Raw genomic sequence first — 24,208 nt, 5'->3', positions numbered from 1 at the left:
AGCTTGACCGGCGTGAAGGTGGCATTGATCGACTCGGGGCTCGGGCTCCTCTCCACCGCCGGTTGGCTGCGGCACCTCGCCCCGCAGCTCGATCTGCTCCTCCTCATGGACCCCGAGGGCGCGCCCTGGGGCCCGCGAACCACGTCCTTCATCACCGACCGGCTGCTCAGCGCCGCCCGCGCCGCGGTCGAGCGGGACGCGGAGGCGATCGTGGTGCCCTGCAACACCGCCACGGTCACCGCGATCGACGTCCTGCGCGCGGAGTTCGAGCCCGGCGTTCCGGTGGTCGGGACCGTTCCCGCGGTGAAACCGGCCGCGGCGGCGGGCCGGAGCATCGCGGTGTGGGCGACCGTCCGGACGACGGCGAGCAGCTACCAGACCCGCCTCATCGCCGACTTCGCGAACGGCAAGCCGGTCGAGCGGGTCGCCTGCCCCGGCCTGGCCGAGGCGATCGACCACGGAGACGTGGCCGCCGCGTCCGCGGCGATCGGCGACGCGGCCGAGCGGACCCCGCACCACTGCGACGCCGTCGTCCTCGGCTGCACGCACTACCCGCTGGTGGCGCCGGAGATCCTGCGGCGCCTGCCCGCGGGCACCGTCCTGTACGACAGCGCGGAGGCGGTCGCCCGCCAGACGCTGCGGCGCTTGCACCGGCCCACCGTCCCGGACGGCACCGTGGGCGCCGTCGACGTCATGCTCAGCGGACGCGGCGGAGACCTCCCGGCGAGCGCCCATGCCTACCCCGTCGGCCACGCCCTCGCCGCCGCGGGACGGGTGTCCCGCGAGGCCCTCCTGCCCGAGGCGAGCCAGGCGCCGCCCGTGGAGGAACGGGCCTAGGCCCGCACGTACCGCAGGAACATGGTCCCCGAGGCGAAGGAACGGTGCTCGACCAGGCGCAGCGGCAGCTCCTTCCCCACGGGCAGGAACGGCTTGCCGCCGCCGACGATCACGGGGAACGCGTACACCCAGAACTCGTCGATCAGGTCCAGCAGGGACGCGGCCAGCTCGGGACCGCCGATCTCCAGGGTGCCGTCGATTTCCCGCTTGAGGCGCGTCACCACGGACACGGCGTCCTCGCGGCGGACGAGCGTGACCCCCTCAGGGACGGTCTGGAGGGTGTCGGAGAAGACGTAGCGCGGCGTCTCCTTGTAGAGCCGGGCGAACTCCCGCTCGACGGCCGGGGCGCCCTCCTTGCCGAGCTGCCGCGTCCAGGGCTCTTCCATCATCTCGTACAGCCGCCGCCCGAACAGGAACGCCGCCGCCCGGCGGGCCTGGTCGTTCGCCGCCTGGTGAACGTCCTCGGCCGGGTCGAGGAAGCCGATGCCGCCGTCGAGGTCCTCGATGTAGCCGTCGATCGAGGTGTGCATCCCGTAGATGACCTTGCCCATGGATCTCCTCCTAAGCCGTAGAGCCGCAGCCTGCCATTGTCGTGTCCTAGGGCCTCTTCCGCGGGGTGGTGAAGTGTTCGACCAGGCGTGAGTAGTTGTCGCCCGCGTGGCCCTGGTCGATGGCCTCGGCCACCAGGGACAGGGTGTAGCCGGGGAGTTCGTCGTCGATGCCCCGCGCACGGCTCTCCTGGAGGAGATCCTGCACCGAGGGGAGGTGGTGCTTGAGCGCCCCGTACTCCACGGCGTGCTCGTCCCGGTCGACCGCTTCGGCGATCGACGGGAGGAAGGACAGCAGGGCGGAGACCGGCGCGGTGGCGTCCTCCAAGAAGCGGCTCACCTGGATGCCCTCGCTCGACAGCAGTGCGGCCGCGTGCAGGAAGCCGTTCAGCGTGCCCCACATGGTGCCGTGCACGGCCATCCCGTACAGCACGGGCGCGCGCGGGTCGTCGGCGATCAGGCTTCCCCGGCCGCCCAGGAGCCGCAGAGCCGGATGGAAGCGGTCGTAGACGGCCTTCGCGCCGCCGTAGAACACGACGGCGTCCGGGTGGCCGATGCCTGGGGCGATCGTCATGATCTGCCCGTGCAGGTACTGCGCGCCCTGTCGGGCGGCCCAGCCGGCGAGCGCGCCGACCTCCGCGGACGTCCCGTCGGTGAGATTGACCACGGCGCGTTCTGCGAGAGCGTCGCCCGCGGGCTCCAGGATCTCGCGGGCGGCGGTGTTGCCCTTCACGTTGACGACCACCAGCGGGCTGGCTGCGACGGCCTCGCGGACGGTCGCGGCGCGCACCGCTCCCTTGGCCACCAGGGCGTCGGCCTTCTCCGGCGTCCGGTTCCAGACCGTGGTGGGGTGCCCGCCGTCCAGGAAGGCGCCCGCCAGCGCGGAGCCCATCTCTCCCAGACCGATCACGGTCACGGCCGGTCGGATGTCGTCGTTCTCGGAAGTCGTGGCCATCGTCGTCCTCCCCCCTAAGGCGGCGGCCGGGCCGCCGCGGCTTGTCGATCGCCGACCACGCTAGAAACTCGACCGGGCTTGAGGTCAAACGAGCGTCCCGAACGCCCTGGAACAGGGCGTTGACGGGGCGGGCCGACCGCTGGATCCTGGCGATCATGAAACGGGGGCCGGTCGGCGGCGACCGTCCTGACCAGTGGTGGTCGGTGGCTCCCCGCGCTGGATCGGACTGAGGAGGGCGCCCTGTGAGGGTCTGCGTGTTCGGGCTCGGCGCGATCGGCGGGCTGGTCGCCGCGCGGCTCGGCCGCGCGGGCGTCGACGTGGTGGCGGTGGCGCGCGGGGCGACGTCGAGGGCCGTCCGGGAGCGGGGCGGGCTGGTCCTGGTGGAGGCGGCCGGAGGGTCCGAGCGGATCCCCCTGGACGTGGTCGAGGACGCCGCCGAGCTGGGCGGCCCGCCGGACGTGGTGGTGATCGCGGTCAAGGCGACCGCGCTGCCCGGCGCCGCCGCCGCGATCGGACGCGCCGTCGGGCCGCGCAGCGTGATCGTCCCCGCCATGAACGGCGTCCCGTGGTGGTTCTTCCATGGCCTCGGGCGGGACGTCCGGCTGGAGTCGACGGACCCCGGACGGTCGGTGTCGAGCGTGCTGCCCCCTGGGCAGGTCGTCGGGAGCGTGCTGCATCTGGCGGCGTCGTGTCCCGGGCCCGGCGTCGTCCGGCACACGGCGGGCGAGCGGATCATCCTGGGCGAGCCGCTCGGGGGCGGGTCGGAGCGGGTCGAGGCGATCGCCGGGCCGCTGCGGCGGGCCGGGTTCGACGTGGAGGTCGCGGAGCGGATCCAGCGCGCCGTGTGGTTCAAGCTGTGGGGCAACATGACCATGAACCCGCTGTCGGTGCTGACCGGCGCGACCATGGACCGGATCCTGGACGATCCGCTCGTGCGCGCGTTCGCGACCGCGTGCATGCGGGAGGCGGCGGACGTCGGGGCGCGGATCGGCCTGCCGATCGACACCGACCCCGAGGACAGGCACGCGATCAGCCGCGGGCTCGGCGCCGTCCGGACGTCGATGCTCCAGGACGCCGAGGCGGGCCGTCCCGTGGAGCTGGACGCGCTGGTGACGTCGGTGACCGAGCTGGGCCGCGCGGTCGGCGTCCCGACGCCGTCCATCGACGCGCTGCTGGGCCTCGCCCGGCTGAACGCGCAGGTACGCGGGCTCTACCCCGCCGGGTGACCTACCGTTGGAGGCGTGACCGAACGTCCCGAGAACAGCGAGCTGGTGGCCGCGCTGCGGCGGGCCGGGGTCGGCCGGGTGGACGACTCCGCGCTCGCCCGGTCGATGTACTCGTCCGACGCCTCGCTGTACCGCGTCCCGCCGCGGGTGGTGGTGACGCCGCGGGAGGCGGGCGAGCTGCCGGCCGTGCTCGGCGTGTGCCGGGACGCGGGGGTGCCGCTGACGATGCGGGGCGGCGGGACGTCCATCGCGGGCAACGCGGTCGGACCCGGCGTGGTCGTGGACGTCAGCCGGCACCTGAACCGCGTCCTGGAGATCGACCCGGAGGCCGGGACGGCGCTGGTCGAGCCGGGGATCGTCCAGGCGCGGCTGCATGCGGTCGCGGCGGTGCACGGGCTGCGGTTCGGGCCCGATCCGTCGACGCGGACGCGGGCGACGCTCGGCGGGATGATCGGCAACAACGCGTGCGGGTCGCGGGCGCTCGGCTACGGGCGGACCAGCGACAACGTGCTCGGGCTCGACGTCGTCGCCGGGTCCGGGGAGCGGCTGCGGCTGGGGGACGTGCCCGGCGCGGGCGCGCAGAGCGCGGTTCTCGACCGGCTCCGGGGGCTGGTGGGCGAGCGGCTGGCGGTGGTCCGGACGGAGTTCGGGCGGTTCGGACGGCAGGTGTCCGGCTACTCGCTTGAGCATCTGCTGCCCGAGAACGGGTTCGACGTCGCGCGGGCCCTCGTGGGGAGCGAGGGGACGCTGGCGCTGACGCTGGCGGCGCGGATCCGGATGGTCCGGGAGCCCGCGTGCCGGCTGCTGGCCGTCCTCGGGTACGGGTCGATGGCGGAGGCGGCCGACGCCGTCCCGGCGATCCTGCCGTTCGGGCCGGTGGCGTGCGAGGGGCTCGACTCGCGGATCACCGGGGTCGTGCGGGAGCGGCGCGGGCCCGACGCGGTGCCGCCGCTGCCGCGCGGGTCCGGGTGGATGCTCGTGGAGCTCGCCGGGACGGAGATCGGGGCCCTGCGCGCCACCGCCCAGCGGGTGGTCAAGGAATCCGGCTGCGTCGACTCGATGTTCGTCGAGGACATGGCGCTCGGCGACGCGCTGTGGCGGATCCGGGAGGACGGCTCCGGGCTCGTGGCCCGGACGCCCGGCGGCGAGCAGGCTCATGCCGGATGGGAGGATTCGGCGGTTCCGCCCGAGCGGCTCGGCGAATACCTGCGGGAACTTGAGGCGCTGCTGAGCGGGCATGGCCTTTTCGGAGTCCCGTACGGGCATTTCGGGGACGGCTGCATCCACGTCCGCATCGACTTCCCGTTCGGGCGGGCGGACGGCACGCGCGTCTTCCGCAATTTCCTGAACGAGGCGGCGACGCTGGCGGCACGGCACGGCGGCACGATGTCGGGTGAGCACGGCGATGGACGCGCCCGGAGCGAATTGCTGCCGCACATGTATTCGGCCGAGGCATTGGCCTTGTGCTCGGCCGTCAAGGACGTCTTCGACCCGGATGACGTGCTCAATCCCGGCATCATCGTCCGTCCGGCCGCGGTGGACGCCGATCTGCGCCCGCCGCAGGTCGTCCCTTTGAAACGCGGCCCAGGCCTCGCCTTCCGGGACGATCGCGGCGACCTTTCCCGGGCCGTGCATCGCTGCACGGGAGTGGGCAAATGCCGCGCCGACAACACCGGGGCGGGCGGCGTCATGTGCCCGTCCTATCTGGCGACGAGAGAGGAAAAGGACTCCACGCGCGGACGGGCCCGGGTATTGCAGGAGGTCGTCAGCGGGAAACTCGGCCCGGACGGCTGGAGGTCCGAGGCCCTGCACGACGTGCTCGACCTGTGCCTCTCCTGCAAGGGCTGCGCGTCCGACTGCCCGACCGGCATCGACATGGCGTCGTACAAGGCGGAGGCGCTGCACCGGCGGTACCGGCGGAAGATCCGGCCGCGCTCCCACTACGCGCTCGGCCGGCTCCCCCGCTGGACGCGCCTCGCCGCCAGGACCCCCGCCGCGATCAAGATCATAAATGCGGCGATGCGGTCGCGGGCGCTGAAACCCCTGGTCGCATGGGGCGCGGGCATCGACCGCCGCCGCACGCTGCCCGCGTTCGCTCCGGTGACGTTCCGGCGCTGGTTCGCGTCCCGCAACGGCGTCGGGGGGCGCAGCGGCGACGTCGTCCTGTTCGTCGACAGCTTCACCGACGCGTTCTCCCCCGAGGTCGGCAAGGCGACCGTGCAGGTCCTGGAACACGCGGGATACCGCGTGTCCGTCACCGAACGTCCCGTGTGCTGCGGGATCACCTGGATCTCGACCGGGCAGCTGGACGGGGCGCGCGCTCAGGCCAGGCGCACCGTCCGGGCACTGCTCCCCCACGTGCGGCGCGGCGCCAGGGTCGTCGGCATGGAGCCGTCGTGCACGGGCGTGCTGCGCTCCGACGCCGAGGAGCTGCTGAGCGGGGTGGACGCGGCCGCCGCCCGCGAGGTCGCCGCCGCGACCCGCACCCTCGCCGAGCTGCTCGCCGAGACCCCCGGCTGGACGCCGCCCGACCTGTCCGGCGTCGCCGGGATCGCGCAGCCGCACTGCCACCACCACGCCGTCATGGGCTGGACGAAGGACGCCGCCCTGCTCAAGGAGGCGGGCGCCGACGTCGACCGGCTCGGGAACTGCTGCGGGCTCGCCGGGAACTTCGGCGTCGAGAAGGGCCACCACGACGTGTCGGTCGCGGTCGCCGAACAGCAATTGCTCCCGGCCGTAAGGAGAACAGGGGAAAAAGACGTCGTCCTGGCCGACGGGTTCAGCTGCCGCACCCAGCTCCGCGAGCTCGCCGGCCGCGAAGGCGAGCACCTCGCGCAGCTCCTCGCCCGCCACCTACCGGACAAGGAAGGTTAAGGCTCGCCGCCCAGCGTGCGCGACAGGGTGAGCGCGGCGGTGTGGACGGCCGGGGCGACCACCGCCAGCCGCATCTTCGTCGACCAGCCCGACACTGACAGCGCGCCGAGCGCCAGGCCGTCCGGGCCGAGGACGGGGCTGGCCGCGCACACGATCCCCTTGCCCGACTCCTCCCGGTCGTAGGCGACGCCCTCCCGCCGGATCCGCTCCAGCTCCTTCGCGAGCAGCCCCGGCGCGGTGACGCTCCGCTCGCTGGTCTTGACGAGATCCGCCTCCAGGACGCCTTTCACCACGTCCGGCGGGGAGAACGCCAGGATCGCCTTGCCGACGCCCGTCACGTGCGCGGGCAGCCGCCCGCCGACCTGCGACGGCAGCCGCGGCCCGCCCGACGACCCGAGGATCTCCACGTAGACGACCTCGCCGCCCTCCAGCACCGCCAGATGGACGGTCTGCCGCGTCGCCTCCCGCAGGTCGGACATGTACGGGACGGCGGCGTCGCGCAGCACCCGCTGCCGCGGCACCCGCTGCCCGATCTCGAACAGCTTCAGGCCGAGCCGCACCCGCGTGCCCCGCCGCTCCAGCAGCCCCGCCTCCACCAGGTCGAGCGCGATCCGGTGCGCCGTCGACTTCGGCAGGCCGCTGCGGCGGGCGAGCTCGGCGGCGCCGAGTCCGTCGTCGTCCGCGCGGAACGCGGCCAGCACGGCGACGGCACGGCGCAGGAACGAGTCGCCGGACGTCATCGAAGGCCCCATGGAAGAAGTGTCCCACCACGCGGGACGGCCGCGTTGCCCGCGTCGGCCCAGGCGGGAGAGGCTCGCCGTGCGCCGGTAACCGACGCGCGCCGACGACGAAAGGACGGTCCATGGACCCGGGTTCCGTGGAGAAGGCCGCGGCCGCGCTGCTCGACGCGTACGCGACCCGCACCCCCATCGCCCCGCTGACGGCGGGCCATCCGGACATGTCGGTGGCCGACGCCTACGCGGTCCAGCTCGCCCAAGTCGAGGCGTGGATGGCGGCGGGCGCCCGGATCAAGGGCCACAAGGTCGGGCTGACGTCGGCCGCGATGCAGCGCCAGATGGGCGTGGACCAGCCGGACTTCGGCGTCCTGCTCGACACGATGTTCTTCCAGGACAGCGCCCCGATCGACACCGGCCGGTTCCTGCAGCCGCGGATCGAGCCGGAGATCGCGTTCGTGCTGGGGCGTCCGCTGGCCGGGCCCGGCGCGACGGCCGCGGATGCGGTCGCCGCCGTGGAGTACGTGCTGCCCGCGCTGGAGGTCATCGACTCCCGCATCGCCGACTGGAAGATCACCCTGCCGGACACGATCGCGGACAACGCGTCCAGCGGCGGGGTGGTGCTCGGGACCCGTCCCGTCCGGCTGGACGGCCTGGACCTCTCGCTGATGGGCTGCCTGCTCCGCCGCGACGGCGACCTGATCGACACGGGCGCGGGCGGCGCGGTGCTCGGCTCGCCGATCAACGCGCTGGTGTGGCTGGCGAACGTCCTCGGCGAGCGCGGCGCGGCCCTTGAGGCGGGGCACGTGGTGCTGCCCGGCTCGATCACGGCGGCCGTCCCGGTCGCGCCCGGCGAGACGCTCACCGCGGAGTTCGCCGGGATCGGCACCGTCACCGCCCGCTTCGGAAGTTCCGGAATCGGAAAGAGGGAAGCGTCATGACCAGGCTGACCGCCGCGATCGTCGGGCCCGGCAACATCGGCACCGACCTGCTGGTCAAGCTGATGCGCAGCGAGCTGATCGACGTCCACTCGATGGTCGGGGTCGTCCCGGAGTCGGACGGCCTGGAGCGCGCCCGCAAGCTGGGCGTCCCGGCGTCGGCGGAGGGCGTGGACTGGCTGCTGAGCCGGCCCACGCTCCCCGACATCGTGTTCGAGGCGACGTCCGCGAAGGCGCACCTGGCGAACGCGCCGCGCTACGAGGAGGCCGGGGTCACCGCGATCGACCTGACGCCCGCCGCGACCGGGCCGCTCGTGTGCCCGCCGGTGAACCTGGACACGCTGTCGGACGCCCCCAACCTCAACATGATCACGTGCGGCGGGCAGGCGACGATCCCGATCGTGCACGCCGTGTCGTCGGTGGTGCCGGTGCCGTACGCGGAGATCGTCGCGTCGATCGCGTCCCGGTCCGCCGGGCCGGGCACCCGCGCGAACATCGACGAGTTCACGCAGACCACGGCCCGCGCGATCGAGCGGGTCGGCGGCGCCGGACGCGGCAAGGCGATCATCATCCTGAACCCGGTCACGCCGCCGATGATCATGCGGGACACGGTGTTCTGCGCGATCCCGGCCGACGCCGACACGACGGCCGTCGCCGAGTCGGTCGAGAAGATGGTCGCCGAGGTGCAGACCTACGTCGCCGGTTACTCACTGCGCGCGGAGCCGCAGTTCGACGAGCCCCGCGACATCTGGAACGGGATGGCGCGCGTCGCCGTGTTCCTGGAGGTGCGCGGCAACGGCGACCATCTGCCGGAGTGGGCCGGGAACCTCGACATCATGACCGCGGCCGCCGCCCGCGTCGGCGAGCAGCTCGCGCGCAGGAAGGCGACCACATGACCGACGCCCAGAAGATCAGGATCACCGACTCGACGCTGCGGGACGGCAGCCACGCGATGGCGCACCGCTTCACCGAGGAGCAGGTCCGCGGGGTCGTGCACGCGCTGGACGGCGCCGGGGTCGAGGTCATCGAGGTCACGCACGGCGACGGGCTCGGCGGCTCGTCGTTCAACTACGGCTTCTCGCTGGAGGACGACGTCAAGCTCGTCGCCGCCGCCGTGGACGAGGCGACCCGCGCGAAGATCGCCGTCCTGCTGCTGCCGGGCCTCGGCACGGTCGAGGACCTGAGGCTCGCGCACGACGCGGGCGCGTCCGTCGCGCGGATCGCGACGCACTGCACCGAGGCGGACGTGTCGCTGCAGCACTTCGCCGCCGCCCGCGACCTCGGCATGGAGACGGTCGGCTTCCTGATGCTGTCGCACCGCGTCGGCCCGGACGAGCTGGCGAAGCAGGCGCGGATCATGGTGGACGGCGGCGCGCAGTGCGTCTACGTCGTCGACTCGGCGGGGGCGCTCGTCCTCGGCGACGCGCAGGAGCGGATCAGCGCGCTGGTGAAGGAGATCGGGCACGAGGCGCAGGTCGGGTTCCACGGGCACCAGAACCTGTCGCTGGGCGTCGCGAACTCCGTCCTGGCGCAGCAGAACGGCGCGCTGCAGATCGACGGGGCGCTGTGCGCGCTCGGCGCGGGCGCGGGCAACTCGCCGACCGAGGTGCTCGTCCCGACGTTCGAGCGGCTCGGCGTCCCGACGGGCGTGGACGTGCAGGGCGTGATGGCCGCCGCCGACGAGGTGGTGAAGCCGTTCCTGCACCGGCTGCCGTTCGCCGACCGGGGCGCGATCACGCAGGGCTACGCGGGCGTGTACTCCAGCTTCCTGCTGCACGCCGAGCGGGCCGCGGAGCGCTACGGCGTCCCGGCGCACGAGATCCTGCAGAAGGTCGGCGAGGCCGGGTACGTCGGCGGCCAGGAGGACATGATCATCGACGTGGCGCTGCAGCTCGCCGCCGAACGCGACCGCGCCTCGTGACCGGCCGCCGGGCCCGGGCCGCGGGCCGGGCCCCGGCCGGGGCTAGGTGAGCCAGGAGTGCAGCTCGTCGATGGCGTCGTGGACGGTGGCGCGGGTCTCCAGGACGGCCCGTCCGGCGAACGCCTCGCAGGCGTCGGGATAGTGGGCGGCGATGAGGAAGCCGCCCGACTTGCGGATGCGTCCGGCGCCGTCGACGAGCGCGTCGACGCCCGTGGAGTCGCAGCCGACGACGCCGTGCAGGTCCATGGCGACCAGGACGCGGCCCTCCAGCCGTCCGATGCGGTTGATCCACCGGTTCAGCCGGGGCACGTTGCCGATCACGAGGTGGCCGCCCAGCCGCACGACGAGGCAGCCGCGCTCGATCGTGATGTCGATCGACATGGGCAGACCGGCGGCCGCGTCGTCGCTCACCTCATGCCTCCGAGCGGGACCGCGCGCCAGATCTTGGGGGCCTCATCCTTGCACAGTGCAATGAGGCCCCGCCCGCGCAACCGGCCAACTCACCGGCGACGATCTTTGCACCCTGCAACCGTTGGGATAGCTTGGGCGGCATGACCCACGAGGACCAGGCCGGCGCGCGGCGCCCGGCGACTCCTCGCGGGCGGGCCCGCCGCGACCAGCTGGTGCGGATCGGCCTCGATCTGCTCGCCGAGGGCGGCTGGCCCGCGATCACGGCCCGGGCCGTCGCGGACCGCGCCCGGATCAAGCCGGGCCTCCTGCACCACTACTTCAACGGCCTGCCCGGGCTGCACGTCGCGGTGGCGCAGCGGGCCGGCGAGATGATCATCGAGCCGGTGGTGGACGCGCTGCTCGCCGCGCCGGACACCCCGGCCGCGGTGCAGGCGCTGCGCGATGTCGTCCCGGACATGATCGCCGGCGAGCGCAAGCTGCGGCTGGCGGCGGAGCTGCTGGTCAGGGCGCTGCGCGATCCGCGGATGGGCGCGGAGCGGCGGGACTGGGCGCGCGCCGTCCGCGGGCGGGTCGCCGCGCGGCTGGCGGAGGTCTGCCCGGACTGGGCCGCGGAGCGCCGCGAGGGAACCGCCATGCTCGTCACCGCGCTGCTGGACGGCCTGATGTTGCAGCTGATCCTCGACCCCGGCCTGCCCGCCGACCCGGCCCTGGACGCGACCGCCGCGCTCGTCGGCAAGCCATGATCGTTTCTTATCGGTTATCCGGTGGAACGAGCCATGGACCGATATCCTGAGATGCTGGATAAATCCGCTTTTCCGGAACGCTCAGGAGGGCGCTGTGGCCGCGGACGAGGACTTCCCCGTCGAGATCCCCTACGACGTGCCCACGCCTGCCCGCATCTACGGCTGGGCCCTGGGCGGCAAGGACAACTACGAGGCCGACCGGCGGTTCATGCTGCAGAACCTGCCGGAGTTCCCCGAATTCATCGACCTCGCCCGGCACAATCGGCTTTTCCTTTACAGAGCCGTCCGGTACCTGGCGGAGGAGGCCGGCATCCGGCAGTTCCTCGACATGGGGTGCGGGCTGCCGACCAACGACAACGTGCACCAGGTCGCGCGGCGGTTCGCGCCCGACGCCCGCGTCGTCTACGTCGACATCGACCCGATCGTGCTCGTGCACGCCCGCGCGCTGCTGGCCGGCGACGGCTCCACCGCCGTGATCACCGCCGACATGTGCGACCAGGAGGCCATCCTCGCCCACCCGGACGTGGAACGCCTCATCGACTTCGGCGAACCTCTCGCCGTGCTGTTCCTGTCCATCGGGCATCACCTGCTCGACGACGACGACCCGCGCAGCGTCCTGAGCGCCGCCATCGGCCGCGCCGTCCCCGGCAGCCACCTGGCGTTCACGCAGATCGTCTGCTCCGACCGCGAGCGCGCCGCCGACATCGACGCCCGCTCGAACGGCGCCGGGCTGCGCTGGCGGACCCGCGACCGCGCCGAGGTCGACGCGCTCCTCCCGGACGGTCTTGACGCCGTCGAGCCGGGCCTGGTCGACGTCGTCGACTGGCGTCCCGACCCGGCGCAGCCGCCGCTCGCGCCCGTCCCCGCCGAACTGCGGCAGTACGCGGGCGCGTCGCGGCTGGGACGCGACCTCACCGAGTACGGCGGCGTCCTCCGCAGGCCCTAGCCGCACGGCGAGCGGCCTGCGGTCCTGTCAGCCGGGCGGCCTGCAGCCCTGTCAGCCGGGCGGCCTGCGGCCGGGGACGATCGCGACCGGGCACGGGGCGCGGCGGAGCATCCCGCTGCTGGTCGCGCCCAGCGGGTCCAGGCCGGTGCCGCGGTCGCCGAGGACCAGCAGCCCGGCCTCCTCGACCGCCTCCCGCAGCGCCTCGCACGGGCGCTCCAGCAGCAGCGACACCGTCACGCCGATCTTCGGGTGGCGCTCCCGCCACGGCGCGACGGCCTCCTCAAGCTCGGCGGCGCGCGTCTTCTCCAGGAGCTCCCGGTCGTTGAACAGCGCCAGCTCGGAGTCGATCACCGCACCGGGCTCCCAGCAGCCGTAGACCACGTGCAGGTCCCAGTCGCGCAGGGCCGCCTCGTCGAAGGCGAAGCCGAGCGCCGCGCCGCAGCGGGCCGTCCCGTCGACGCCCGCCACGACCAGCTCCGGCGGACGGCCCGTCCGGCCCGGTCCGTTCCCGTCCCGGACGACGACCACCGGGCGGTCCGCCCGCGCCGGGACCTCCAGGGCCGTCGCCCCGGCGTCCAGGTCCTCGTGCGCGCCGATCACGATCAGCTCCGCCGTGCCGGACGCGCCCAGCAGCGCCTCGGCCACGGGACCGCGCAGCAGGCGCGCGTGCACCGCGCCCGGCGCGCCGAGCTCCCGTGCCCGGCGGACGCCCCGCTCCAGCAGGTTCTCCCCCGCCCGCTTCATGATCGTCTCGGCGTCCCGGTCCACGTGGCCGCTCGCGTAGGGCCAGTGCCAGCAGTGGCACATCACCAGGTCGAGGCCGCGCCGCGCCGTCTCGTCGACCGCCCAGCGCAGCGCGGCGTCGTTCTCCGCCGTCCCGTCGTAGCCGAACAGGACGTGCGATCGCTGAATCCTTTCTGCGTCGTCCATGTGCCTGCCCTCCTTCTGCCAAGTCTGCGCGCTCTCCGCGCGCAGTAGAAGAGGGGGCCCTAGACTCCGGCGACATGATCATCCGCAACCTCGGGGTGGCCGTGCTCCTCGCCGGGTGCATGGTCGCCGGCGGCGCGGGCGCGCTCCCCGCCGGCGCCGCACCGCCCGCCGATCTCGCCGCTGACCTGGACGGAAGACCGGCCAGGAGCCTGGACGGAGACCTGGCGGAGGACCTGGACGCCATCCTCAAGGACGGGCGCCTCAGGGGCGCGGCCGTCGGCGTGGTCGTCCGCGACGCGGAGTCCGGCGAGGTCCTGTTCGACCGCGACGGCGACGGCCAGGTCATGCCGGCGTCGAACAACAAGTTGCCGACCTCCGCGGCCGCCTTCGGCATCCTCGGCGCCGGGTACCGGTTCCGGACGACGGTCAGCGCCAAGGGCGGAAATCTTTACCTCAAGGGTACCGGCGACACCACCATGCGGGCGGCCGACTACGACCGCCTCGCCGCGGCCGTCGCCGGGAAGGGCGTCACGGAGGTCGAGGGCGACCTCGTCGCCGACGACACCTGGTTCGACGCCGACCGCGTCCCCGGCGGCTGGGACCTGGCGGACCTGCAGTACGCGTACGCGGGGCAGACGTCCGCGCTCACCGTCTCGCCCAACGCCGACTTCGACGCGGGCTCGATCGACGTCACGGTGGCCGCCACCCGGCCGGGCAGGCCGGTCAGGGCCCGTCTCCGCCCGGCCACCGGCGTCGTGAAGATCGACAACAGGGCGGCGACCGGACGGGCCGGTTCGCCGTCCACCCTCGCGGTGAAGCGGCGGAACGGCTCCAACACGATGGTGATCACGGGCTCGCATCCGGCGGGCGCGCCCGCGGCGAGCGTCCTGCGGGCCGTGGAGCGGCCCACCCTCTACGCGGCGGACGTGTTCCGCCGGGCGTTGAAGGCGCACGGCGTCCGCGTGGCGGGCGCGACCGAGCGGGGCAGGACGCCCGCGGGCGCCAAGACGATCGCCACACGCACGTCCATGCCGCTGTCGCGGCTCGCCAAGCCGTTCATGAAGCTGAGCAACAACGTCATGGCCGAGACCCTCGTCAAGGCGATCGGCCGGAAGGCGCGCGGCGAGGGCTCCTGGGCTGCCGGGCTGCCCGCCGTCACCGCCTACGCCGAGCGGCTCGGCGTCGACGCCGAGCAGGTGACCATGACGGACGGCTCGGGCCTCGCCCGCTCGAACCGGACGACGGCCAGGCAGCTCAGCATCCTGCTCAGGCACGCGCGGAAGCAGGCGTGGTTCCCGGCCTGGTACGCGTCGCTGCCCGTCGCCGGGCGGTCCGATCGGCTGGTCGGCGGGACGCTCGCGAAACGGATGAGGGGCACGGCCGCGGCGGGGAACGTCCACGCGAAGACGGGGACGCTGACCGGCGTCACGGCCCTGTCCGGCTACGTCAGGTCCCCGGACGGCCGCACGCTGATCTTCTCCAGCGTCTTCAACGGCTACTCCGGGGGCGCGCCCAAGGACGTCGAGGACAGGATCGCCGTCCGGCTCGCCGCCGGTGACGGGGCCGGGGGCGGGGCCGCCCCGCGCAGCGGGACGCCGGTCGACGGCGGCGGCCTCGAATCGACCTGGAGGCGGAGCCGCTAGGGGCCGCGGCCGGTCGCGGTCCGGAGCGCGCGGTAGAGGAGGCCCGGGTCGCCGAGGCGGTGGCGGAGCAGCTTCTCCAGGCCGCCGATCGGGACGAGGTTCTGCGGCGCCCGCGGGTCCTTGTAGTCGACCCCGGCCAGCCCGGGGATGATCGCCGCGCTGTGGTCGGCGAGGTCCACGACGGCGTCGCGGGGCAGGTCGGGCGCCGCCTCGCAGCGGGCGATGCCCGCCCATGGCGCGGCGGACGGCGTCGGCAGCCGCAGGTACCAGGAATGCCGCGCCCAGCCCGTCGTCATCAGGAAGACGGGCGTGCGCTGGCCCGGCCGCAGCGCCGTGAGGACGGCCAACTCGTCGCCGGTCAGGTAGGCGGCGTGGTGGGTCTTCACGTAGCCGATGGTGCGCGGGAGGTGGGCGCGGCCCCGGAGCGGGCCGTCCACGATGAGCAGGTCGTCGTCGTGGCCGGACGCCGTCCGGTAGCGGGTCGCCAGGCCGACCTCGACGTCGCTGAGCTGCCGCTGGAGCGCCAGCGACAGCTGCTCGGCCGTGCCGCCTCCCGCCCGGACCGCGGCGTACGTGCCCGCCCACGTGGACAGGTCGGCGGCGTGCCGGGACGGCGTGAACAGCGAGCGGCGCACGTCCACCTCGGCCAGCTCGGCGGGGCCTCCGGGCGTGCAGCGCACGAGCCCGGCGGCGCAGGACGCGGCGATGCCGGGGTGGGGCATGTCGTCGTCCGGGTGCTGGACCCAGACGCGGGCCTCGACGCGGCGCACCCCGTCGGCGACGATCAGCCCGGCGGGCGGGAGGCCCTCGGCGGCCGGGGTGATCGGGCGCCACTCCCCGGCCGGCAGTTCCACGCCGAGGTCGAGCCGGACGGACGTGGCGTCCAGCTCGCCGATCGCCTCCGCGGTCAGCGAGGTCGCGTACCCCGGGTCCCAGGGGTCGACGGTGATGGCGGCGGCGGTCCCGGCCGGCGGTGCCGTGGTCACGTGGTCTTCTTCTCCAGATGCGAGCCGGTGTGGTCGCGTGACACGTCGAACCGGACGGGGACGCGCTCGGCGAGCGCCGGAACGTGCGTCACGATGCCGACCATACGGTCACCCCCCGACGTCAGCCGCTCCAGCGTCGTCGCGACCGTGTCGAGCGTCGCCGGGTCGAGGGTGCCGAAGCCCTCGTCCAGGAAGATCGAGTCCAGGCCGCGTACCCCGCGCCCGCCACCGAGCCGGGCGATCTGGTCGGAGAGCGCCAGCGCGAGCGCGAGGGACGCCTGGAACGTCTCCCCGCCGGACAGCGTCCGCACGCTCCGCCGCAGCCCCGCCTCGGTGTGGTCGGTCACCTCGATCGCGTTCCTCTCGTCGAGGACGAACTCGAACTGCCCGCCCGACAGCTGCCGCAGCGTCTCGGACGCGGCGTCGACGAGCAGCGCCAGCGCCTCGCCGCACAGCCAGTTCTCGAAGTTGTTGGCACGCAGGTGCCGGGCCAGTTCCTGCGCGACCGCGGCGTCCTGCCGGTGCGTGCGGATCTCGTCCGCCAGCTCTTCGGCGCGCTTCCGGTCGCGCTGGACGTCCGCCAGCCGGTTCTCCGCCTGGTTCCGGGCGTTCAGGACGGCTTCGCGGACGGTCTCCGGGTCGGCGGACGCGGGCACGGCGATCTCGTGGCCGTCCAGCTCGGCGGCGAGCGCGCGGCGCCGGTCGTCCCGCCGGGCCCGCAGGTCGCTCAGCTCGTTCGCCAGGGTCTCGGCGGCTTCGCCGCGGCGCGCCGCCTCCTGGTCGCGCCAGGCGAGCAGGGTCGTCCAGGCGGCGTGCGGGTCGGCCCGGTCGACCGCCGGCGCGCCGAAGGCGACGACGGTGTCGCGGGCCTCGTCCAGCTTGCGCCGCGCTCCGCTCGCCTCGTCGTTCAGGCCGGCGAGGAGCCGCTCGGCCTTGGCCAGGTCGTCGCGGGCGGCGCGCAGGTCCCGCCGTGCCTGTTCGGCGTCCTCTTCGGCCGTGCGGATCGCGTCGAGGCGTCGGCGCACATCGTCCGCGTCCGGATGCGCGCGGATGTGCTCGTCCTGCGTGCCGAGCTGCCGCCGCAGCCCGTCCAGCTTCTCGTCGAGCCGGGACGTCTCGCGGTCGAGTCTCCGGTGCGCGTGCTGCACGGTTTCGAGGTCGCGGGTGCGGGCCTTCACGTTGCGGTCGGCCGCGCCGAGGGCGGGCGGGGCGTGCGGCTCCGGCGGTTCGGTGACCTCGCGCAGGCACACCGGGCACGGTTCGCCGACGGCGAGCCGCTGGACGAGATCGGCGGCGGTGTGGGCGTCGCGCGTGCGCTGCAGCTCGTCCTGGGCCTGCTGGAGATTCGCCTGGGCGACGGCGGCGTCCGCTTCGGCGTCGGCCGCCGCCCTGCGCGCCTCGTCCGCCTCGGCGTGGACGGTCTCGATCTCGGCAGTGAGCCGGGCGTGCTCGCGGTGCGCCCTGGCCGCCAGGTCCAGGACGGCCTTGTCGCCGAGCCCGGCGAGCCGCTCGCGCGCGGCCGACTCCGCCTCCTCGTACCGGGCCGCCTCGCGCGCCGCCCGTTCCGCCGTGCCGGTCGCGGCCTTGAGGTCGTCCGCCAGGGTCGGGACGTCCGCGGGCATGGCGAGGGCGGTCAGCGCGCCGAGTGAACGCGCGGCGTCGGCGGCCTCCGCGTTCCGGTCGCGGATCGCGTCGTCCGTGCGCCGCAGGTCGTCCAGTGCCGAACGGACCTGGTCACCGAGGGTTTCCAGCCGTTCCACACGCTGCCGCGCCGCCGTCTCGGCGGCCTCGTCCGCGCCGCCGACCTTCGCCAGCTGGGCCTCGGACGCCTGCGCCCGGGCCTCGGCGGCCTTCGCCTCCTCCCCCGCCCGCCGCATGACGACCTCGAAGGTCCCGGCGTCGAGGAGCTGGACGAGGAGGTCCTGCCGCTTCCTCGGCTCGGCCTGCAGGAAGTCCGCGAACCGGCCCTGCGGCAGGACGACGCACTGCGTGAAGTAGCGGAACTCCAGGCCGGTGACGCGCTCGACGGCGGCGGTCACGCGGTCGCCGTCGGCGATCGTCCTGACCTGCGCGGCCAGCATCTCCTCGATGCCGTCCGCCGGGTCGACGGACGGGTCGAGCTCGTCCAGCCGCGCCTCCTTCGTCGTCACCGACTGCTTGGTGCGGGCCAGCGCCCGGACGACCCCGTACCGGCGGCCCGCGGCCTCGAACACCAGCGCCACCCTGCCGGAATTGGCGGACGGCGCCAGCGCCAGCCGGATCACGTTCTCCTTCCCCCACCGGGGAACCGACCCGTACAGGGCGAAGCAGATCGCGTCGATGACCGTGCTCTTCCCCGACCCCGTGGGCCCGACCAGGACGAAGTAGTCGACGTCGTGCAGGCCGACGGAGGTCGGCTCGCGGTAGCTGCAGAAGTCGTCCATGTGGACGCAGAGCGGACGCATCGGCTCAGCCCTCCCGCGTGTCGTGCTCGTGGCGCCCGTCCAGCTCGTCGTACAGGCGGTCGAACAGCGCCACGACGCGTTCGTCCTCGTGGCCCTTGTGGTCGAGGTAGGCGCGGAACAGCTGCCGCGGCGTCGGGGCCTCCCCGCCGGCGCCGGTCGTGCGGCGCCGCGCGGCCGTGGGCCGGAACGCGTCGGCGATGTCCACGGTCAGCGCGTTCGGGAGGACCTCGCGGACGGCGTCGGCGAGCCCGGCGCGCGGCTTCTCCGCGACGACGACGCGCAGCCAGGCGTCGCCGAGCCCGTCCGCCATCGCCTCCAGCTCCCCGAGCGTGCCGGTGACGGTGCGCAGGACGCGGGCGCTCCGCAGCGTCACCTCGCGGACCTCTGCGGGACGGCCGGGCGACGCGTCCACCACCAGCGCGCCCGGCGTGTTCTGCTCCTCCCCGAAGTCGACGGCGATCGGCGAGCCGCTGTACCAGATGGGGCACGGGCCGGGCATCCGCTGCCGCCGGTGCAGGTGGCCCAGCGCCGCGTAGTGCGCGGACGGCGGGAACGCCGCCGGCTCGAAGTAGTACGAGAAGATCGTCTGCGCCTCCCGCTCGCCGCCGCCGAGCCGGCCGCCCGGGAGCGTGCCGTGCGCCGCGATCAGGTTCACGGTGTCGGCCCCGAACCCCTCCGTCAGCGCCTCGGCGAGCCGCGCGAACCGGTGGGCGTACTCGCGGTTGTGCTGGTCGGGCGTGCCGGTGAGGGCCTCCAGCGCCCGGACGACGTACCGCTGCGACAGGAAGGGCATGGCGGCGAGCCTGACGGGCTCGCCGGTCCTGGCCGTCCAGGACAGGAGGCCGCCCGCGTCCGGCCGCCGGAACCTCCCGATCACCTGGACGCCGAGCTGCCGCAGGACCGGGCGGTACACGTCGTCCAGCAGGCGGGGGTCGTCGTGGTTCCCGGCGAGGACGACCACCTCCCGGCCGCCCTCCTGGAGCGCCAGCAGCGTCCTCATCACCAGCGCCTGCGACGGCGGCGTCGGGACGGCGCCGTCGAAGACGTCCCCGGCGACGACGACCGCGTCGACGTCCTCCTCGCGGGCGACGCCGACCAGCTCGTCCAGCACCTTCGCGTGCTCCTCGGCCCGTGAGCGGCCCCGGAGCACCTTGCCGACGTGCCAGTCGGCGGTGTGCAGGAACTTCATGTCCGCTCCCTATGGATCAGAAGGGGGGTACTTCGTCGTCGTCGGGCGCGCCGGCGAGCCCCTCGAACGGGTCGCGCGACGCCCGCGCCGACGGCCGCGACGCCGAGCGCGACGGCTCGCGCGGCTCGGCCTCCGCCGGGCGGGTCGCCCACGCGGGGAACGGGAACTCGACGGCGAGCGGCACCGGGATCTCCGGCTGGCCGACGAACATCGTCCCGGGCCTGGCGATCGTGGCCCGCGCCCGCGCCGCCGGAGGCAGCCACCCGTACTCGCCGCGCGCCGCCTCCGCCGCGTCCAGGCGTCCCGCCACGCGCACCGCGCAGTTCGCGACGATGCGGCGCTCGACCTCCGACGCGGTCTGCTGCGCGCCGATGAGGATCACGCCGAGCGACCTGCCCCGCTCGGCGACGTCCAGCAGGATCTCCTTGATCGGGGAGCCGCCCTCGCGGGGCGCGTACTTGTTCAGCTCGTCCAGCACCACGAACAGCAGCGGCCGGGCGCTGCCCGTGCTCTCCTTGCGCGCGAACTCGCCGCGCAGCACCACCCCGACGACGAACCGCTGCGCGCGGTCCGGCAGATTGTGCAGGTCGACGACGGTGACCTGCGCGCCCGTGTCGATCGACGCCCTGGCCGACAGGTCGCCCCGCACGATCGGCGACAGCGGCCTGACCGACGACCGCAGCCGCCGCAGGAACGCGTTGACGGTCCCGAGGCCCATCAGCCCGGCGCCCCAGGCGTGGCGCGTGCCCTCGTCCGTCAGGGTCTCCTCGATGAACCGCACCAGGTCGTCGAAGGTGCGGCAGACCTGCGGCTCCGCGTCGTCGGAGATCCGCAGCGCGACGGCGCCGCCGACCGGCTCCGCGACCCGCGCCAGCCGGGCCGCGACCTGCCCGATCAGCATCGTGTACTGGGCGCGCTCGTCCTCGGCGTCGGCGAAGACGAACCGCAGCAGCTCCGCCTGGCAGAACTCGGCCAGCGTCCAGTAGAACGGGCTCACGTCCTGCGTGCGCGCGGACACGTGGGGCGTCCCGTTCGGGTCGCCGGGGCGCGGCGGCGCGAACACGTGCACGCTGCCGAACGGTCCCGGCTCCAGCCCAAGCTTGCGGTACGCCGCCCTGGCGTTCTCGTCCAGCCGGTTGTTGGCGTGATCGAGGAAAAGCAGGTCCTCGCCCTTCACCGAGAAGATCAGCGCCTTCGTGTTGTGCGCCTCGGCGCCCAGCGCCCCCGAATTGAAGATCGAGTAGAGGAGGAAGGTCGCGAACGACGTCTTGGTCGCCACCCCGGAGATCCCGGAGATCGACACGTGCGCGCCGCGCGTCCCGTCGAGGAAGTCCAGGTTGACGTGGATCGGCTCGCCGTCCCGTCCCAGCCCGACCGGTATCCGCCGCTCCATCACGTCGAAGTACAGCGCCCGTTCCCGCTCGTGCTCGACCGCCCTGCGCGCGACCGTGCCGGGCAGCGGCGGCACGTACACCTCCGGCTCGACGCGCGTCACCGTGACCTCGGCCGACTCCACCACCGCCGCGGGCAGCACGCCCTGCACGATCAGGAACACGTCCGAGTCGTACGCGGCGCCCTCGTGCCTGGCCTCGACGTTCGTGACGACCCCGGCGATGAGGACCGCGCCGCGTCCCGGCACCTCCCGGGTCGCCGCGATCACCTCGTCCAGCTGGACGACGGTCCCCGGCTCAAGCCCGACCCAGAACGACAGCGGCGTGGCCGACTGCGTCCCCAGCACCCGCCCGACGGGCCGTCCCGTCCCCTCCTCGGCCATGCACCCCACCCCGACCACACGTGAACCACCAGATCACGGCAGGGTAACCACACACCCGGACAAACTCGCACCACTCCCGCCAACTTGGCCCGTCGGTCACCGGTCGATCAGCGACTCGAAGGCGGCGCGCACATCGCCCTTCGACGGCTTCACGTACCGGTCGGGGTCGGGACTGGCAAAGGCCGGGGATCTGATGACGGAGGGGCAGCTCCTGCCGCCGATCTGCACCTTGCCACTGGACACGAGTTTCCCGGTCCGCAGCTCGTACGCCTTCACCGGTAGCGCGACCTTGTGGAAGGTCACTTGGCTCAGCTTGCCGGTGCGCTCAGCCCGGTAGGTGCACGTCTGCACCGCGCTTCCCAGTTTCTGTTCGCCCACGCAGACGACGAGGACGGCGCCGGCCGCGTCCTTGGCCCGCCACCGGCCGGGGAGCCTGTCCGTGTACTCGTCGTTCCCGTAGTACAGCGCCCGATTGGTTCCCTTGCCGTAGCGGGCGGCGCCGCTGTACTTCGCGGGTGACTCGCAGTATTCGGGCTGCTCGTCGTCGGACGCCCCTTCCAAAAGGGTCCGGACGTTAGCCAGCTCGATCGACAGCGTGGCCTGCCTGACGCCCTTCTTCGCCGCGTCGGTGCGTCCGTCCTGGGGGAACTGGTCGAGCAGTTGCTGGTATCTCGCGCGGGCGCCCTCCCAGTCGTCGGCCTTCATCAGGGTGTCGCCGCAGCCGACGAGCGCCGCGGGCGCGGTCCGCGCGACGGCGGTCGCCGACCGGTCCAGGTCGTTGCGGGTGGGCGGCCGCAGGCGGAGCCAGTCGGTGACCGTGACCGTGCGGCACGCGTCCTGAGTGGGCAGGCGGCCGAGGAACCGGTCGAGGACCGTCGCGACCGTCCTCCCCTGGCCGGGTTCGGCGAGCACCGACGCGAGAGTGCCGAACCCTGTCCGCAGCGATCCGGTGTCACCGGTGGCCAGCGCGGCGATGAGCTTGGCCTCGGCCGTCCGCAGCCGGCGGCACGCGTCGACGGCCTCGTCGCTGCGCCTGACGTCCGGCGCGCCCGCGACGCGGTGGCCGAACCACACGTCCTCCCCGCCGCTCAGCACCCGCGCGCAGGCGCCGTCCTCGCGGGCCTCGGCGACGCGCCGCTCGATCCTGGACGCGTCGAACCGCAGTAACCCCACCGCCAGCAGCACCAGCGCGGTGACGGCGAGCGCGGTTATTCGCTGGCTGCGCACCGCGACGCCGCCGGTGCGTCCACCCGCCGCGCGCCACCCGTGCGCGATGACGGCCGCCCACCAGAGGAGCACGACGACCTCGCACCACCATCGGCCCACCGAGACGAGGACGGAGACGAGGGCGATCGTCACCGCTCCGGCGGCCACGGCGGTCCTGCGCCGTCCGAGCATCAGGTAGCCGATGCCCAGCAGGGAGGCGTTGCCGAGGGCGACGGCCAGCGGATCGCGAACCGGCGGCGGGGGCGGCGGGGGCGGGGGCTCCGGCACGGCGAACATCGGGTGATCCATCTTGGGCTCTCCCAGCACGGCATTCGGCGCGGACGTTCGCCATTGTTCGTCGCAGCCCCCGGGAGGGGTCCCGCGTCGTCCCGTGACCCGGCGTTCCCCGTCCGCTCAGCCGCTAGACGAAGGCCGTGACGCCCTCGTACTCCCCCACGGCGGCGGCGCCCGCGCGCTCGTACTGGAGCAGCAGCAGGCCGTTCGCCGTCACCTCGTGGTGGACGAGCCGCAGCCCGACGGGCCCGCCCGGGTGCTCAAGCAGCCGGCGCCCGGACCCGATCACGGTCGGCGCGACGGCGAGCCGGAGCGTGTCCACGAGCCCCGCCGCCAGCAGCGAGTTCCCGAGCCGCGCGCTCCCGTGGATCTGGAGCTCCCGTCCAGGCCGCGCCTTGAGCTCCCCCACGGTCTCGACCGGGTCGCCGCGCAGCACGGTCGTCGGTTTCCAGGTCCCCTCGGTGAGGGTGCTGGTCACCACGTACTTCGGGAGCGAGTTCATCCGCTCGGTGAACGGGTCGTCCGGGTCGGTGATCTGCGGCCAGTCGCGGGCGAACGCCTCGTAGGTCCGCCGCCCGAGCAGCAGGCCGTCGGCGAGATCCAGCCATTCGGAGGTGCGCCGGACGAACTGCTCGTCCAGATGCGGCACGAGCCAGCCGCCCCTCCCGAAGCCGTCGCTCGTGTCCTCGGACGGCGAGCCGGGCCCCTGGCTGACGCCGTCCAGCGTGACGAACTCGGTGAGAACGATCTTCATCGGGCTCCCTTCTCCGCGAGCTCGGCGAGCTGCTCGGTGACCGAGCCCCAGCCCTCGGCGAAGCCGAGCTCCGCGTGGCGCGCCCGCGCGTCCGGGTCCCCGTGCCGGACGATCACCCGGTAGTCGGTGCCGTCCGGATGGTCGCCCAGCGTGATCTCGGCCGTCATGGGCACCGGCGCCGGGTCGGCGGGCCGCCAGGCGCTGTCGACCGCGTTCGTGAACACGATCCGCTCCAGCTCCTCGACGACGAGGAAGCTCGCGTCGACATGCGGGACGAACGCGGCCCCGTCGTCGCTCATCCGGGTCACGAACGCGCCGCCGGGCCGGACGTCCAGCCGCTCGACGCGGCACAGGGTAGGCGCCGGCAGCCACCACTTCTCCAGGCGGACCGGATCGGTCCACGCGTTCCACACGGTCGCGCGGGGCGCACGGATGACGCGCTCCAGCGCCAGGTCGAGGTCAGGATTCATCGGTCTTCTCCTTCGCATCGGTGACGAGCCGTTCGAGCCGGTCGGTGCGGCCTTCCCAGATCCGGCGCTGCTCGGCGAGCCAGTCGTCGACGAGGGCGAGACGGTCGCGGTTGAGCACGCAGGTGCGCACCCGGCCGACCTTGACCGTGCGGATCAGCCCGTTCGCCTCCAGCGTCCGCACGTGCTTCATGAACGACGGAAGGGTCATCGGGAAGTCGCGGGCCAGCTCGCCCACGCTCGTCGGCCCGCGTCCGAGGCGCCGGATGACGCCGCGCCGCGTCGGGTCGGCGAGCGCGACGAACACGCCGTCGACCTCCGCCGAATACTGTGCCATGGAGCTAAGTATTACTCGCCAAGACACTTAGCGCAAGGGCAAAGTATTGGG

22 protein-coding genes are annotated in these 24,208 nt (G+C 73.8%); 9 read left to right on the top strand and 13 right to left on the bottom strand.

All coding sequences use genetic code 11. From position 1 onward, the window contains the following. The first annotated feature begins 12 nt into the window (after positions 1-12). A complete protein-coding gene (locus ACH34T_RS04025; RefSeq protein ID WP_395990559.1) occupies positions 13-837 on the top strand; it encodes a glutamate racemase in 825 nt (274 codons plus the stop codon). On the opposite strand, the gene ACH34T_RS04020 is transcribed toward ACH34T_RS04025, so the two are convergent. Both ACH34T_RS04020 and ACH34T_RS04015 read right to left on the bottom strand, forming a co-directional pair. Beyond that, positions 834-1,388 carry a dihydrofolate reductase family protein gene (locus ACH34T_RS04020; protein ID WP_395990558.1) on the bottom strand — a complete coding sequence of 185 codons (555 nt, stop codon included), beginning with the start codon at positions 1,386-1,388 and terminating at the stop codon, positions 834-836. The two genes, ACH34T_RS04025 and ACH34T_RS04020, sit on opposite strands and share 4 nt — an antisense overlap. A gap of 46 nt (positions 1,389-1,434) precedes the next feature. Further along, positions 1,435-2,340, bottom strand: coding sequence for an NAD(P)-dependent oxidoreductase (locus ACH34T_RS04015; protein ID WP_395990557.1), 906 nt, complete (start codon positions 2,338-2,340; stop codon positions 1,435-1,437). Positions 2,341-2,582: 242 nt separating this feature from the next. On the opposite strand from ACH34T_RS04015, the gene ACH34T_RS04010 reads away from it, so the two are divergent. Then, positions 2,583-3,566: a 2-dehydropantoate 2-reductase gene (locus ACH34T_RS04010; protein ID WP_395990556.1), complete on the top strand. Its 984-nt coding sequence runs from the start codon at positions 2,583-2,585 to the stop codon at positions 3,564-3,566. Between the two features lie 15 nt (positions 3,567-3,581). Continuing rightward, positions 3,582-6,440, top strand: a complete 2,859-nt coding sequence (locus ACH34T_RS04005) for an FAD-binding and (Fe-S)-binding domain-containing protein (RefSeq protein ID WP_395990555.1) — start codon at positions 3,582-3,584, stop codon at positions 6,438-6,440. Here the strand turns inward: ACH34T_RS04005 and ACH34T_RS04000 are convergent. Beyond that, positions 6,437-7,192 carry an IclR family transcriptional regulator gene (locus ACH34T_RS04000; protein WP_395990554.1) on the bottom strand — a complete coding sequence of 252 codons (756 nt, stop codon included), beginning with the start codon at positions 7,190-7,192 and terminating at the stop codon, positions 6,437-6,439. The two genes, ACH34T_RS04005 and ACH34T_RS04000, sit on opposite strands and share 4 nt — an antisense overlap. A gap of 110 nt (positions 7,193-7,302) precedes the next feature. Here ACH34T_RS04000 and ACH34T_RS03995 point away from each other — a divergent pair, with 110 nt between their 5' ends. Genes ACH34T_RS03995 through dmpG form a run of 3 tightly spaced genes read left to right on the top strand, consistent with a single transcriptional unit; the run spans position 7,303 to position 10,033 of the window. Continuing rightward, entirely contained in the window at positions 7,303-8,115 is an 813-nt protein-coding gene (locus tag ACH34T_RS03995) for a 2-keto-4-pentenoate hydratase (RefSeq protein ID WP_395990553.1), read from the top strand. After that, positions 8,112-9,008: an acetaldehyde dehydrogenase (acetylating) gene (locus ACH34T_RS03990; protein WP_395990552.1), complete on the top strand. Its 897-nt coding sequence runs from the start codon at positions 8,112-8,114 to the stop codon at positions 9,006-9,008. Before ACH34T_RS03995 ends, ACH34T_RS03990 begins: the two co-directional genes overlap by 4 nt. Continuing rightward, a complete protein-coding gene (dmpG, locus tag ACH34T_RS03985) occupies positions 9,005-10,033 on the top strand; it encodes a 4-hydroxy-2-oxovalerate aldolase (protein ID WP_395990551.1) in 1,029 nt (342 codons plus the stop codon). Before ACH34T_RS03990 ends, dmpG begins: the two co-directional genes overlap by 4 nt. A 42-nt stretch (positions 10,034-10,075) precedes the next feature. Here dmpG and ACH34T_RS03980 read toward each other — a convergent pair whose 3' ends face one another. Next, positions 10,076-10,444: an STAS domain-containing protein gene (locus ACH34T_RS03980; protein ID WP_395990550.1), complete on the bottom strand. Its 369-nt coding sequence runs from the start codon at positions 10,442-10,444 to the stop codon at positions 10,076-10,078. Positions 10,445-10,584: 140 nt separating this feature from the next. Between ACH34T_RS03980 and ACH34T_RS03975 the strand changes: the two genes are divergently transcribed. Beyond that, entirely contained in the window at positions 10,585-11,187 is a 603-nt protein-coding gene (locus ACH34T_RS03975) for a TetR/AcrR family transcriptional regulator (RefSeq protein ID WP_395990549.1), read from the top strand. Positions 11,188-11,281: 94 nt separating this feature from the next. Next, a complete protein-coding gene (locus tag ACH34T_RS03970; protein ID WP_395990548.1) occupies positions 11,282-12,133 on the top strand; it encodes an SAM-dependent methyltransferase in 852 nt (283 codons plus the stop codon). A gap of 51 nt (positions 12,134-12,184) precedes the next feature. Here the strand turns inward: ACH34T_RS03970 and ACH34T_RS03965 are convergent, their stop codons facing one another. Next, entirely contained in the window at positions 12,185-13,063 is an 879-nt protein-coding gene (locus ACH34T_RS03965) for a universal stress protein (RefSeq protein WP_395990547.1), read from the bottom strand. Between the two features lie 74 nt (positions 13,064-13,137). Here ACH34T_RS03965 and dacB point away from each other — a divergent pair, with 74 nt between their 5' ends. Further along, positions 13,138-14,706 (top strand): D-alanyl-D-alanine carboxypeptidase/D-alanyl-D-alanine-endopeptidase, encoded by a 1,569-nt coding sequence (gene dacB, locus ACH34T_RS03960; RefSeq protein WP_395990546.1) that lies wholly within the window; start codon positions 13,138-13,140, stop codon positions 14,704-14,706. On the opposite strand, the gene ACH34T_RS03955 is transcribed toward dacB, so the two are convergent. From ACH34T_RS03955 to ACH34T_RS03920, 8 genes are all read right to left on the bottom strand, one after another. Further along, the gene (locus ACH34T_RS03955; protein ID WP_395990545.1) at positions 14,703-15,692 is read right to left on the bottom strand and encodes a hypothetical protein; all 990 of its coding nucleotides are present in this window, start codon (positions 15,690-15,692) and stop codon (positions 14,703-14,705) included. The genes dacB and ACH34T_RS03955 overlap by 4 nt on opposite strands. After that, the gene (locus tag ACH34T_RS03950) at positions 15,689-18,136 is read right to left on the bottom strand and encodes an AAA family ATPase (RefSeq protein ID WP_395990544.1); all 2,448 of its coding nucleotides are present in this window, start codon (positions 18,134-18,136) and stop codon (positions 15,689-15,691) included. Before ACH34T_RS03950 ends, ACH34T_RS03955 begins: the two co-directional genes overlap by 4 nt. A gap of 4 nt (positions 18,137-18,140) precedes the next feature. Then, positions 18,141-19,325 (bottom strand): exonuclease SbcCD subunit D, encoded by a 1,185-nt coding sequence (locus tag ACH34T_RS03945; RefSeq protein WP_395990543.1) that lies wholly within the window; start codon positions 19,323-19,325, stop codon positions 18,141-18,143. Between the two features lie 16 nt (positions 19,326-19,341). Further along, the gene (locus ACH34T_RS03940; protein ID WP_395990542.1) at positions 19,342-21,099 is read right to left on the bottom strand and encodes an ATP-binding protein; all 1,758 of its coding nucleotides are present in this window, start codon (positions 21,097-21,099) and stop codon (positions 19,342-19,344) included. Between the two features lie 96 nt (positions 21,100-21,195). Beyond that, positions 21,196-22,614: a hypothetical protein gene (locus ACH34T_RS03935; RefSeq protein ID WP_395990541.1), complete on the bottom strand. Its 1,419-nt coding sequence runs from the start codon at positions 22,612-22,614 to the stop codon at positions 21,196-21,198. Positions 22,615-22,726: 112 nt separating this feature from the next. Further along, the gene (locus tag ACH34T_RS03930; protein ID WP_395990540.1) at positions 22,727-23,353 is read right to left on the bottom strand and encodes a dihydrofolate reductase family protein; all 627 of its coding nucleotides are present in this window, start codon (positions 23,351-23,353) and stop codon (positions 22,727-22,729) included. Then, on the bottom strand, positions 23,350-23,823 hold the full coding sequence (locus ACH34T_RS03925; protein WP_395990539.1) for an SRPBCC domain-containing protein: 474 nt from the start codon (positions 23,821-23,823) through the stop codon (positions 23,350-23,352). Before ACH34T_RS03925 ends, ACH34T_RS03930 begins: the two co-directional genes overlap by 4 nt. Further along, a complete protein-coding gene (locus ACH34T_RS03920) occupies positions 23,813-24,157 on the bottom strand; it encodes an ArsR/SmtB family transcription factor (RefSeq protein WP_395990538.1) in 345 nt (114 codons plus the stop codon). The genes ACH34T_RS03925 and ACH34T_RS03920 overlap by 11 nt, the downstream gene beginning before the upstream one ends. Positions 24,158-24,208: the final 51 nt, after the last annotated feature.

It is taken from the genome of Actinomadura sp. 9N215 (assembly GCF_044326345.1).
Classification (GTDB): Bacteria; Actinomycetota; Actinomycetes; order Streptosporangiales; family Streptosporangiaceae; genus Spirillospora.
Note: the sequence above shows the minus strand (reverse complement) of the source record. Positions and strands in the feature narration are given on the sequence as shown.